A 13153-nucleotide genomic window follows, 5' to 3' on the forward strand; every position below is an offset into this window, starting at 1 on the left:
ATATAACCTCCGGGTTTGGGCCCATTTTAGGCCCAAAAACGCCCGGAAAGCGTTGAACCGCAGCAGATGGACAAACCGACAGCAGCTCATAACCCGGAGGTCGGAGGTTCAAGTCCTCCTCCCGCAACCAGAAATCCGCTGGAATCACCTGTTTCCAGCGGATTATTTTTATTTTCTGCAACTTTTCCTTGAGGTTTGTCTCTGGCTCCTAAATCTGACCCAGATTCTGACCCATACGGGAGTTTTTCCGGACTGGACAGGGCTATAAACTGCCGGATAGGACATGTTCCATAGCCTCCGCCGCCTGCCGCTGAGCCGAGGTGGTCACATGGGCGTAGGTGTCCAGAGTGAACCCGGCGCTGTAGTGGCCCAGCATCCCGGACACCGTTTTCACGTCCACTCCGTTCTGAAGGGCCAGCGTTGCGAACGTGTGCCTCAGATCGTGGAATCTGAGCCTGGGCAGTCCCGCCCGCTTCAGCACTCGGTGGAGCATGTGGAGCACGCTGTCCGGAGACATGGGTACGCCCGTGGGGCCTGGAAACACCCAGGGACTGCTCCCCACTTTCTTTTTCTGCTGATTCAAAACGTCTAGCGTATCCTTTGCCAGGGGCAGGGTGCGGTAGGCGTTTTTTGTTTTCAGAGGGGCTTCCACCACCTCGCCGTTGATGCGGGCGATCTGCCGCCGTACCCGGAGGTCGCCCCGTTCCAAATCAAGGTCCTCCCACTTTAGGCCTAACAGTTCTCCTCGCCGCAAGCCGGTGGCCAGCTCCACGTAGTACAGCTCGAACACTCCGCTCTCCTTGGCTTCCCGCAGAAAGGAGGTCAGCTGTTCCACCGGGAGGGTTTTCATCTCTTTGCGCTCCACCTTGGGCAGAGCACAGCCCTCTGTGGGATCTGCGGCGATGAGTCTCTGCTCTCTGGCCAGCTTCATAGCCGAGGCGATGATTTGGTGGAGATTTCGCACCGTCTTAGGGCTTAGCCCTTTGCTCTGTTTCTTGCTCTCGATGCGCTCCACTCTGCCGCTGCTGAGCAGCTTCTTGTAGAACTTCTGTAACTCCAGAGAGGATAACTTTCCAAGGGGAATCTTCCCAATGCTGGGTTTGATGTGGTTGTCGATGTAACCCCAGTAGGTCTGGTGAGAGGAGGGACGGACTTTCACCTTGGCATAGTTTTCAAACCACACGTCCATCCACTCTCCCACGGTGTATTGCTTTGCCTTCACCGGGTCAACCTGCTTTGCTTCCTCAATGGCCTGTTTCAGCTTGGCTCTGGCCTCCGCCTGAGTCCGGCCCAGGACGTTCCGGTAGATAGCCTTGCCCGTCTCCGGGTCATGACCGGCGGTATACCGGCCCTCCCAGCGGCCATCCTTCCGTTTCCGAAGATTGCCTTCTCCGTTGGCTCTGCGTTTTGCCACCTCTGTCACCGCCCTTTCGGGAGGGCAGTCAGACTGCCGTCATCCTCGTCCAGTGCCTCGATTGCTACCCGCATCCCCAACCGGAAACCCAGGATAAAGTTCTCCAGGGCCAAGGTGCTTCCGATCTCATTCTCTGTATTGAGGAGCCGCAGGAGCATGGTTTTCTCCTCCCCTTCCAGCAGAGCGGAGAGCTTCTCCTCGTATTCCTCCGCCTGGTCCATGGCCTGCTGCAGTGGAGAGCCTGGGGTGATGTCCTGCTCGTTGGGTGTGATTTTCCCGAAGTACAGATCTTCCAGTATGTTTCGCATGTGTGCCGCCTCCTTTGCAACGACACACAATACCACAGAAATGGGAAATAACCAGGGCTGTGGCGCAGAGTTATCAAACAATTCACATTTTTCGGGAGTCGCCCTTTTCTTTGTCAACACCATCTCATTTTCCTGCTCTGGACGACCTTCTCTCTTTGTTTGTGTCAGCGCAAGTTAGGTACCCTTAATAATTTCCCTCTAAGATTGCCGATTATCTGCTGAATAGCCTCATTTTCAGCACAAATTTGGGGTTCTTTTTCTGGCCGAGGTCCTCTTGACCACATATTTGCCCACAGACAGCGAAAACCGGCCCGCTGAGGGATTTTCTTTCCCCCGGCGGGCCGACTCACGTCACTCAGCTTGCCCTGCGGCTCCACCGTTTCCTCGCCTGGAAGGTGGTCATGGTGCGCTCTTTTGGCTTCTCCTCCTGCGGTTTGACTTCCGCCTTGGCGATGCCCTGGTCGATCTTTACCGCTGCCCTCTGCCGCATCTCGTCGGTGACATGGGAGTAGGTGTTCAACGTGGTGGCACTGGACACATGGCCCAGGATGGTAGAGAGGGTCTTAATGTCCATCCCGTAGGCCAGGGCGTTGGTGGCGAAGGTGTGCCGCAAATCGTGGAACCTAACTCGTTCACACCCGGCGTGGTCCAATATCCTGTGCAGGCGCAGATGGATGGAAGACGGGCGCATGGGCGTGTCCTCTTTCTTGGGCGAGGGGAACATCCATCGGGAGTCAACTTTGGCCTTGTACTCCCGCATCACCTTCAGGACCGTGGGCGGCAGGATCAAGGTGCGGACCGCCGCTTTCGTTTTCGGTTCGCAGATCACAACCTCCGGGCCGACTGTCCCGGCCTGCTTGTTGATCCGCAGTTCTCCGGTTGTCGGGTTCAGATCATCCCATTGAAGGGCTGCGATCTCCCCCAGCCGCAGGCCGGTGGCCAACTCCAGGAGAAACAGCTCGTAGTAGTTCTCCTCCTTAGCCTGGATCAACAGTTTCTGCATGGCCTCCCTGGAGAGGATCTTCATTTCCTCATATCTCACCGGGGACAACTTATGCCCCTCAGTCGGATCACGGGGGATCAGATGTTCAGCTCTGGCCTTCTCCAGCGCCCGGTGGCAGAGGCTGAAACAGTTTCGGATCTGACTGTCGGCAATGCTGCCCCCGCCCATGTGGTCATCTGACTTCATCCAGGCGCAGAATTGCTGGATATCATTTGTTGTCAGCTTATTCAGCGGTATACCGCCTAACTTCGGCTTGATGTACAGCCGGATATAGCCCGCATAGGTGCGCTGTGTCCTTGGGCGGATGGACGGCTTGCTGTAAGTTTCGTACCAGTGATCCAGCCACTCCCCGAAGGGCATATCCGCCCGGACTTTGGAGGGGGTAGGCGGAGAGATGGACTCCTTCAGAGTCTTTAGTTTTTCAACGCACTCGCCCTTGGTCTTGGCCAGGACATTCTTCGTCCTGGGCAGGCCCTTCTCGTCATAGCCGACGACGATGCGCCCCTCCCAGCGGCCATCCTTTCTCAGGCGGACGGTGCCTTCGCCGCTCTTGCGCTTTCTTCCCACGGTTTCAGCTCCTCTCCGAAAATATCTGTCAGGAATGTCTCCACGATCTCCGCCGCTCGTCTCTGCATATCCCCGGTGGTGTGGGTGTAGGTGTCCAGAGTGAAGGCCGACCTGGTGTGGCCCAGGATGCCGGACAAGGTCTTGACGTCTACGCCGCTGGTCAGGGCATGGGTGGCGAAGGTATGCCTTAAATCATGGAACCTGATACTGGGGAGGCCAGCCTCTTTCAGCAGAGCCTTCATTCTGTCATAGGCTGTCTCAGGACGGGTGGGCTGCTCTGGCTTCAGCGGGTTCGGGAAGATCCACTCGGTCAGGGCGGATTTTTTCCGCTCCCGGAGAAGCTCCGCTGTGCTGGGCGGGAGGATGATGGTGCGGGTGCCAGCGGCGGTCTTGGTGTCCCAGGTGGTCAGCTTGCCACCCTTCTCCTGATGGACAGTGCGGCGTACCTTAAGGGTGCCATCCGCCTCATCGAAGTCCTCCCACTTGAGGCCGCAGATCTCTCCCCGGCGCAGGCCGGTGGTCAGTTCCGTGTAGAAGAAGTCGTGCCAGATATCATCCTGCTGAATGATTGCCATGAATACATCCAGCTGTTCATCTGTTAGAATTTGTTTTACCTTACAGGCGAACTTAGGCGTCGGAATTTCTTCTGTCGGGTTCCACGGGATCAGTCCGGCCTGTTTTGCCGCGTCCAGTGCCTCGTGGAGCATGGAGTGGATTCCTCGGATGGTACTGCTGGCCAGCCCTTTTCCTGTGATTTGATTTCCATGACTGGCCAGGGCATCATATAACTTTTGGACATCCTTCCCTGTGACCTGGGTAATGGGTTTGTCGCCTAAGCGGGGATTGATGTGAATTCGTACTGCTCCCTGATATCGGGTCAGTGTAGTAGGCCGAATGGTGCCGGCGATATTTTCCAGCCATTGTTCCAGCCACTCCGCCAAGGTCATCCGGCTCTGCCCCGTCAGGTCAACGCCCTGGTAGATGTCGATGTGCTGCCGGAGTTTAGCGGTCAGTTCCTTTTGTGTATCAGCGTAGACATAGCGGAAGATTGAGTCGCCGTTTTCCTTGTGACCCACTACGATGCGGCCCTCCCAGCGGCCGTCCTCCCGTTTCCGCACCATACCGTCCCCGGATGGCCTGCGTTTTGCCATGCTGCTCACCTCCAGAGGTTATCTTTGATTTGCGATATAATTCCTGATAGGCGGGAATTTGTGAGGCTCCGCCACCCACTGATACACCACGGCCCCGCAGCGGCGGCAGATCAGGTGACGCAGCCGGTTGCCCAGGAGTCCGTGCTTCTTGAAAGTGACGATTGCCTCGCCGTGCTGCCAGCCGAGGCCCAGGTCATCGCTCCCACAGTATTGGCACCGCCGGACTGGGATTTGATCAGTTGTCATGGTCATCCCTCCTCAGCAACATAACATACCATAGAAACAGGAAATAGCCAGGGGCACGGCGAACTATTATCAAATTGTTATCAATTCCAGATGCATTTCGCCGCCTTTCTCATTGTCAACGGCATCGCAATACCCGCCAGCCAGCAGAGCCCTTCTGGTCGGAAGGGGCTTTATTGTTTTATGTGCCGTAATTTTTGAGGAGGTCACATCCCGCCCATGACCATTCCGCCCTGGGTCTGCTCCTCCTCGTGGTCGTCCGGCTTGTGGCCCATGGCGATCTTCTTCTCCTGGATCTTTCTTCGGAGTTTGCGGTCGACATGCAGGCCGGTGTTGGAGTGGGGCAGGGCGTGGTTCTCAAAGATCCGGCTCATGTGGTAGAGCAAGCGGGTGGCCGCCAGCATGACGGAGGGCGGACGGAGGTCGTTTTTCCGTTCCAGGAAGAACTGAGCGTACTGGTTCCCCTGGGCGGCGGAACGGCTGAACCAGACCATTGCCTGGGTCTGGTCGTGAGTCACTCCCTGTCCTGTCAGGTATAACTTGCCCAGCATATACTGGGCATATTGGTTGCCCGCCTCCGCTGACTGGGTGAGCCACGCTGTGGCTCTGGTTGCATCTTTTGACACAACCTCGCCGCTGAGATACTCCTTGCCCAGCCGGTAGGCGGCGAAATGGTCTCCACTCTCCGCCGCCTGTTTCAGCCAGCGGATGCCCTCGTCCGGGTCCCGGGCTTCAGGATCATCAGAGAGAAACAGCTTACCCAAGGCGTACTGGGCCTCCGGCAGACCATGCCCTGCCGCCTGGGTGAGCCAGTGCTTTGCCTTCTGGATGTCCGGGATCAGCAGAGGCCCGTCCCGGTAGAGTAGGCCCATCATGTATTGGGCGTGGGCATCTCCGCGCTCTGCCAGCCGCTCCAACTCCTCCGCCGCCCCGTCACGGTCTGCCAGAGAAAGGGATTCGTCCCGGATGGTCTGCCGCAGTTCCCAGCAGGCATAGGACTCACCCCGCAGTTGCTCCGGCTCGTCGTGAGAGGTCAAATCAGCATCCTCGAAAGTGATATCCCCCAGACGGATACGCTCCGCCTCCTGGATGACGGCATTTTTGATCTGCCGGAACTCTTTCTCCTGGGACAGCTTTTTCTTTTCTCTGGGCTTATCGTGATAGTAGCTGTCAACTTCATTTTGAAGGGCGTACCACTAGTCGTAGCACGCCTGAACCACCGGCAGTTCCTCCAGTTTGTCCACTACCTCGTCCACCGTTTTCTTCACAGATTTGGGGAGATAGCCGTAGGACTTCTTGCCCTTGACAACCTCCAGCTGTCCAGCCAGCTGCTCCATCTTCTGCTCGATCTCCGGAACCGAGCAGATGCTTTGCACCAACTCATCCCGTGACTGGGACTTCTGCTCATAGGTGTGAAGCATCTCCTGCCGGAAGATCTGATTGGTCAATGTCGATTTGATGTTGCGGATGCCCACCCGCGTCTGGTATGCCTCACCGGGCACCGTTGACCACGCCATCATGTGGACATGGGGGTGGTCACCCTCGTCGTGGTAGGCGGCGTACCAGCGGAAGTTTCCCGGAGAAATATTCATAGCGGCGGCGATGTCATTGCGGTTGGCCCGGAGCAGATTCATCCACGCCTTGGCATTGTCGTAGCCAAGCCGGGCGGCATCCTCCCGCTTCAGGGAGATGATGTGGGTCCACACGTTGCCGGTGTACTGATCCAGTTCACTCATGGCTTGCTCCAGCTCCACACTGTCCTCATCCCCAAAGAGGCCGTGATCCCACAACCGTTCCACCCTGGGCCGGGTGGCGATGTACTTCATGTAGCCATCCGACTGCTGCACCGCCGACCAGTTTTCCTCCAGTACTCTGGTGATAAACGCGGAGGCGTTTGCTTTAGTAGGCTTGGCTTCGTAGTCCAAATACTCACCTAACTCCCTGGCCTCTGGGAAATCTTTTGTCAGTTTTCTGACCAGCTGCTCCTGCTTTCTGGTGGGCGGACGGTCATCCGGAAGGATCTCCACGCGCTCCCGCGTCCCAATGTACCGTAGGTAGCCACTGACAAAGTTGCTCCCACCGCACTTGAGATAGGGACTTTTCAGGATCAGTCTTGCCACTCATCGTCCTCCTCCCAGGCCCCACGCACTCGCTGTTCCAGCGAGATGCGGCCGTTGGTTTTCCTCACATTTTGCACGCTCTCTGACCGCCGACGGCGGAGATCCTCGTCGCTGAACTGATAGGCGTCAGCCAGGATGCCAGCCACCATGTCCTGCTCCACCGCCTGCCGGAAGGCAAGGGAGGACAGACGCTCCTCCATCTGTCCCAGTCGTCCATCCAGATAGGACTTGATGGAGGTGGGGAGGAAAAGGCCAGCGTTGTTGGCGCTGAGGTAGTCCAGATAGAAGTCCACCGCACGCTCTATGAAGGCGGTCATGCTCCGGCTCCCATCCTCCTGATACCGGCGCTCCAAGATCGCCTTTTTCTCCGGCGTCAGGTAAAAAGGGAATTTCTCTTTTTCGCTCATAAATGGCTCCTTCCTGGGGTGTGACCCCTGGTTTTTTGTTGTGGCAGTAGGTGTTTGGGGATCGTGACCGCAAACGTGAGCCCCGCCGTCTGTTTTTGACCCCACTTTTGATACACCGCAAACCCCCGCAACTGCCCGCACTGCGGGCAGTTGTGACCGGCCGGAAGCGCCAACGGCGACCCCGGCCTTTATCCTGCTTTTTCTTTCGTCCTCGAGATTTCCTCCGAAAGCGGGCCAAATCTGCCTTGAAAGCCCTTGGTGGGGCAGGGACTCTGCCACACCCCGAAGGAGGGCGCACAGCGCCTCACAGTGGGGCACACGTGGCGCTCTCTGTGCTCTGTGCCAGGAGCGCCTGCGCCTGCTGCCACCGCTGCCGTTCCTCCAAGCGGAGCATCTGCTGCTGGTAGCAATGATCCATCGTCGCCTGGATTGGCAGGATGGTGTACAGGTTGTTGCCGTTCTGTTTCATGCCGTGTTTGTCGATGTAAGAGGTATTCTCGATGGTAATGAACTGCCTGTCCGCCAATTTCGTGATGTGCTTCATCACAGTGGACACGGTCAAGTGTACTGCAGCGGAGATGGTGCGGTAGCTGGGATGACACTGATGTGTGCGGCGATCCTCGCAGTAGAGCAGATAGGCGTAGACCGTGATGGCTCCGTGACCGATGTTCATGAAAAACAATTCATTGGGCAGAGAGAAAAAGTTCTTGCCGTTGCTTTTGAGTATTGGAACCATGTGCTGATCCAGCAGTCCGCGACGGTTGAGTTCGGCAATCTGCTTCACAGCCATGTCCTTGCTCATGTGTAGTTGGGATGCGATTTCATCCGCACTGGGCAAGGCATTTTTGTTGCAGTAGACATGCAGATAGCAGAGATAGGCGAGGATAGCAAATCCCTGGGGTTTCAGTTCCCATTTCCAGACACCATTTGGAATTGGGAAGCGGCGTCGCTTTGGATCAGGTTGATTGAAAAAGAAACTCATTTGTGCACACCTCCCTCTGTGTTCTCCATCACCCATTGAATGAACTGTTCCTTGGGTACCACCATGCGGCTGCCCACACGCAGCACCGGAAAGCCTGGTTGGCGCATCAGTTCATACCCGCTGGACAGCGATACGCCCAGTACCTTTGCCACCAATTCCGAATTGAGAAACAGCGGCAGTTCGTCGTAGCTTTTATAGACAGATTCTTTCATGTTGACCATCTCCTTTTCAAAACTCCCTCTACTTCTTTAGCCGCAAACATTTGCGTGTGACATAGTTTTGACATAACCTTTGGATGGTGTCCGAGTTGTCTCTCTACTTGTATTGGGGAAAATATATCCCCCTGACATACTTTTGACAGAAAAACGGAGCGCCTGCTTTGTCGCAGGCGCTCCGTTTGAGGTTCTGGTAATTCACTTTTGTCTTGGCTTTGGCAGTCGGTAAGTTCTTTCTGCCTTATTTCGCTCCTCCAGAGGCTGGACAAAGGCAGAGAAGAACTCCTTTATGACGCGCAGGCTCCCATTAATCCCACCAGAAGTACCAAACAGTGGACTGCCGCAGCACATCGGCCAGAGCGCCCACGGTGGCGTCCTCCGGGCCCTGGTCGATCACATCGGGGCAGAAGCCGTACTGCTCCACTGCTGCATCCATGGCCTTCTCCTGGGAAACAGGCGTCGGGAGCAGGAACTCCAGCTCGTCGTGGGTCATAGCTGCGGGCACCGCGCCATATTGCTCAAACCAGTATTTCGCCACTGCCATCAGCGACTGCGTGTCAGGACATTCATTCCAGTCGCCAAAGGGTAGATAGGCAAAGACCTCCCAAGGATTCTTCACAGGGATTTTAGCCAGAATGAGAGGATAAGTCATTTTGCTATTGGAATTCCAGTAGCTTGAAAAACGACGGTTATCATATCCGCCCACCGTCTCGCCCAGAATATCCTCATCCCAGTCCATATCGTCATCCTCGGCTTCTTCTTTGCGCTGCCCTATCATTTCCTCCAGAACCATCTTTCCATCCTTGAGAAAAGCGGTAAGCATTTTTTTGCGGTATTCCGCTACCTTGTCCGGATCAAAGGCGTAATCGTCCTCGCCATCGCTGTCCGGGTCGGAATTCATAATCAGGCATTCCCACAAGATTTCGTCATCCACATTCATCAGAACTGGCACAAAGCCCTCTTTGACACTTTCCCGTTTGGCATAGTTATATGCCGACATGATGGGATCATCGTCCGCCATCGCGGGGAAATAGGTACATTCACAGTTCAGATATTCCATCATGGCCTTCGCAAGCTCCGAAGGCTCCAGAGTGGCCTCATCGAAATCTTGTCCCTGCCAGTTGGCAAAGCGCTTTTCAATCACTTTTGCCATAGCCTGATAATAGTCCTCATCAAAGGGAATGAACAGATAGGCTTCCTCCTGGAACTTGTCGGAATAATATTGCTCCGAGCCGAAATATTCCAAGGCATAGTTGTCAATGTCGCTGGGGAAGTAAGGGCTGTCCGCCTCCCCATAGTAGTATCCGGCAAAGGCCGCGCCCTCCTTATTGAACAGCGCACCAAAGAGCTGCCCGTTCAGCTGATCCCGGATAAAGCCGCGCAGATCGGTGCGGCTCAGATCCGCCATAAACGGTTGCACCTGCTCCCAGTACCGCTCCATAAATTCTACGCTCATCAGGTCATGCTCCATGCACCAGCGCAGATAGATTGCCATGTGGTTGTAGGCATTGATCTCGTCCACCGGCAGTCCCTTTTCCTGAATGGATTCCAGGTGCCAGGCGGCATCGTCCATATCGCCAGTGAAGTTCTCATCCGCCAGGGTACCTCTGGTAATGGCATTCTGGCGGATAGGATTGACCACAAAACTGATGCCTGCCATCTTTTCCAGCAGAGCGTCCGCATCATGCTCCAGTTTATACTTCAATTCGTTCCGATAGAGAGGAATTATCTGATAGAAGTTGACCTCCTCGCCGCTGGGCAAAGTGCAGACCTCGCCTCCGTTCCAGACAACATCCTGCGGGCCCACCAGAAGTGCGCCGCAGAGCGTCGTGTTCTCCGCAAACGGCGACTGCTTGTCCATCGTGTGACCAAAGCCCAGCCAGGTATCACCGGAAATCGGCAGGCGGGCCAACACCTTCAAGAGGCCAATAGGCCAGTACCACCGCTCATCCTTCAGGGATTCCTCATCCAGTTTCCAGTCCGGCGGCAAGGCGATGGCCAGCTCCGCCCGCTCCAGCTTGTATTCCGCCAGTTCCACCGGCACATTCATCCGGTGGGCGCCCATGCCCATCGTCACCAGCGTGTAGTAGTTCCGCTCCTCAGAAGGCGGCACCATGCAGATGTCCACATGGATGTCAGGGGAAACCAGCTCATGGAACACATTTTCAAACTCGCCAAAGGTGTTTTTGATGTGTTGCTCGATTGCAGACATCTCATCCTCCATATAGACCTCCGGTTTATTGCTTTTCGTTGAGGACCAGATGGCATCTGCCTTCGTGCCGTCTGGATTCAGGAAAATCTGAAAATACTGATCGTCTCCCGGCTGTTGATAGACAAGACCGATGCGAAGGGTCTGGTCCACAAGCACCGCCGTCAGGACGCCCTCCGCTTCCCCTTCGGGAGTGTGGGTCAGCCATTCCCCGCTGTCCAGCCGTTCCTTAAGCTGCCGCAGCCAGTCCATTTCCATCTTGGAGAGTCCGGCTTCGTTCATACGGAAGGAGAGCTCCACCAAGTGTTCCTTCACCGGGTACCGGAATTCACAGCAGGGGGCATTTTTCTCATAGCCATACCGCTCCGGGCAGAACAGCTCATAAAATTCGGTAAGTCCCGCTTCGTCTACTCGAATACAGGCCAGGGCGCGCTGTTTATCATCCACATCCTCACCCAGCCCCTGCTGGAGCATTTGATCGGCATCGGGGTTGATCCAATGGTACTCCATCTGTTCCAGGGTGGCTCCGGCTTTAATCTCCTCCTGCAAAGTCAAGAACTCATAATCGCCCGGCTCCAGTTTTAATCCCTGCTTGACGGCATCCAGCGCGCCTGCTTTATCACCAAAATGCGCCCGCAGTTTACCAACCTGCAGCCAGATCCAGGGGTAGTCCGGTTCCTCCTTGGCGCCCTTTTCCGCATAGTCAAGCGCTTCTTCCAGCCTGCCGCAGTACATCAGCGCCACAGAATACCGGTAGTACCAGGTGGCGCAGCCTGCGGCGTTCTTCTCCGAATCCTTCATCCATTCTGCCGCCTGGTAATAATGGATATAGTCATCCAGATTGTTGCAGGCAAAGGCATACCAGAGGGCGATCTGCAAATCCTGATGGGCCTGCTTTTCGCTGAATCTTCCTTCTTCTACGCCGCTTTTGATAAAATCCTCCAGCCAGCGGAGCATTTTGCCAAAGTAGCCGGAAACTCCTTCATCAAAGGATTCCAGCATTTCAATATCCTCTGCCGAGAGCAAGGAGCCAGTTTCCTCGTGAATGTCCGGCTCCGGTTCCTCCTCATCCAGCAGCGGCACACCGCCCACATCCCGTCGGAATGCGTGGAAGTGAGCATAGGGCAGGTCCCTTCCCCCAAAGAATGCCTGCGCCGCTGTCAGTACAGCGGGCAGATCCCAGGCAATGAAATCCAGGTACCCACAATACAGGCCAGTGGCCCCACCCAGGAAGGTCACAGCTTCCGCTCCTGCCTCCCGCAGGATGGTATCCCGCAGGTTATCCCGGAAGTCCAGAATGGCTCGGCTCCGCTCCTCACCGGCAAAGCCTTCTAATGGGTAGCAGAGGAAACCCACCGCAATGCCGTCCTTGTGGTACTCATCCACCATATCACTGCGGGCGGACATATAGTCGTTGATGAGCACTGGTAGGCGGCAGGTTCCGGTATAGACATCCAGCCGCCAATCGGCCTCCGGGTCCTCCACCGGTTCCAGTTCATAGGCAAGGTAGCTGTTTTCCAGGTAGTCGCTGCCATCCCGCCAGAGGGAGAGGCCCATGCTTTGCAGCAGCTCCGGCAGTTCAGAAAGCAGCTTGGCCGGTTCGTCTTTCGGCTGAGCATAAACATCAAACCCATCGACAAAAGCGATGGCGGAAACTTCTCCGATGGTTTGGTCCACCAGCATGGAGAGCGCCCACCAGACCCGGTCCGTATCCTCTTTCAAAAGCGGCGTCAGCTTTTCACAGAAAAGAACCAGGCTCACCCGATGATCCTCTGTTTTCTCTGCCCACATCTGCACATCCTCGGCCCGGACTTCCATGTCTCCGGCCCAAAGCATAAAGTCCTTGGAAGGCTGGCGTCCCACCCAGATATTCCAATGCTCAAGCACCGATTCCGGGGCCTGCTGCTGGAAGTACACGAGCGGGAACAGGCGGGAGCGAAGGCCCTCCGGACTGAGGATCAGTTCATACTTTTCGCCATTGAAGCCCAGCTCAAAGGAAGTATCACGCAGGGCAGTTTTGAGTGCGTTCCCGCATGTTTCAACCAGTTCTTCGCCGCGCTGGTGTGTTTTGTCGGTATCCATGATTTGGCGCAGCTCCGCCTCAATATGAGCAAAGGCTGCCCATGTTTCCTGCGTCCTTTCACGGAAGTTCTTTTCAAACCGGGGCAGGGACAAACGACGGCGGCAATCGTCTATGTACTCCTGGGTATCTTTATCCCCGGGGCGGGCTTCCAGTGCCCTTTCAAAGTGACGCAGGGCAGGGCCTTCCTCATCCAGGAAATAATAAGCGGAAGCAATCCGATAATTCCAGCAGTGATCGCCCGCAAAATACTCCTCATGGGGAGCCAGAAGTTCCAGCGCCTTTTCAAAAGGCTCCCGTTCTCCTATTTCTGCAACGGCAATATATGCCTTGGCCAATTCACTGTCCAGTTCTGGGGTGCGCTCCCCTGCGGGAATCGCTTCCAGGGCGTCGATTACCTTCTGCGCTTCATCCTGTTCAAACCATTGCTGGCATTGTTTCAATAAATCCATAT

Annotated in this window: 11 protein-coding genes and 1 pseudogene; all 12 read right to left on the reverse strand. The window is 55.9% G+C overall.

All coding sequences use genetic code 11. The annotated features are described in order from the left end of the window. Window positions 1-181 (reverse strand): hypothetical protein (locus H6B31_RS11380; RefSeq protein WP_204898623.1); only part of this gene is annotated, 181 nt, incomplete at its 3' end. An 81-nt stretch (window positions 182-262) separates the two neighbouring features. Further along, window positions 263-1414 carry a tyrosine-type recombinase/integrase gene (locus tag H6B31_RS11385; RefSeq protein WP_204898624.1) on the reverse strand — a complete coding sequence of 384 codons (1152 nt, stop codon included), beginning with the start codon at window positions 1412-1414 and terminating at the stop codon, window positions 263-265. 5 nt (window positions 1415-1419) lie between these two features. After that, window positions 1420-1722 (reverse strand): DUF6809 family protein, encoded by a 303-nt coding sequence (locus H6B31_RS11390; RefSeq protein WP_204898625.1) that lies wholly within the window; start codon window positions 1720-1722, stop codon window positions 1420-1422. Window positions 1723-2077: 355 nt separating this feature from the next. Beyond that, window positions 2078-3292: a tyrosine-type recombinase/integrase gene (locus H6B31_RS11395; protein ID WP_204898626.1), complete on the reverse strand. Its 1215-nt coding sequence runs from the start codon at window positions 3290-3292 to the stop codon at window positions 2078-2080. Next, window positions 3250-4443 (reverse strand): tyrosine-type recombinase/integrase, encoded by a 1194-nt coding sequence (locus tag H6B31_RS11400; protein ID WP_204898627.1) that lies wholly within the window; start codon window positions 4441-4443, stop codon window positions 3250-3252. The genes H6B31_RS11395 and H6B31_RS11400 overlap by 43 nt, the downstream gene beginning before the upstream one ends. An 18-nt stretch (window positions 4444-4461) precedes the next feature. Further along, window positions 4462-4689, reverse strand: coding sequence for a hypothetical protein (locus H6B31_RS11405; protein ID WP_243419005.1), 228 nt, complete (start codon window positions 4687-4689; stop codon window positions 4462-4464). 203 nt (window positions 4690-4892) lie between these two features. Then, window positions 4893-5237, reverse strand: coding sequence for an SEL1-like repeat protein (locus H6B31_RS17555; protein ID WP_275960452.1), 345 nt, complete (start codon window positions 5235-5237; stop codon window positions 4893-4895). A 27-nt stretch (window positions 5238-5264) separates the two neighbouring features. Next, window positions 5265-6806 (reverse strand): annotated as a pseudogene (gene mobP3 / locus H6B31_RS11410) (MobP3 family relaxase); the annotation flags it as partial. Next, window positions 6794-7213 carry a hypothetical protein gene (locus tag H6B31_RS11415; RefSeq protein WP_204898629.1) on the reverse strand — a complete coding sequence of 140 codons (420 nt, stop codon included), beginning with the start codon at window positions 7211-7213 and terminating at the stop codon, window positions 6794-6796. The gene H6B31_RS11415 and the pseudogene mobP3, both read right to left, overlap by 13 nt. Before the next feature lie 304 nt (window positions 7214-7517). Continuing rightward, on the reverse strand, window positions 7518-8195 hold the full coding sequence (locus tag H6B31_RS17270; protein ID WP_243419006.1) for a helix-turn-helix domain-containing protein: 678 nt from the start codon (window positions 8193-8195) through the stop codon (window positions 7518-7520). Next, window positions 8192-8407: a MerR family transcriptional regulator gene (locus H6B31_RS11425; RefSeq protein WP_087289698.1), complete on the reverse strand. Its 216-nt coding sequence runs from the start codon at window positions 8405-8407 to the stop codon at window positions 8192-8194. Before H6B31_RS11425 ends, H6B31_RS17270 begins: the two co-directional genes overlap by 4 nt. Before the next feature lie 310 nt (window positions 8408-8717). After that, entirely contained in the window at window positions 8718-13151 is a 4434-nt protein-coding gene (locus H6B31_RS11430) for a suppressor of fused domain protein (protein WP_204898630.1), read from the reverse strand. Window positions 13152-13153 lie beyond the last annotated feature (2 nt).

Source organism: Pseudoflavonifractor capillosus (genome assembly GCF_016899775.1).
Taxonomy (GTDB): Bacteria; Bacillota; Clostridia; order Oscillospirales; family Oscillospiraceae; genus Lawsonibacter.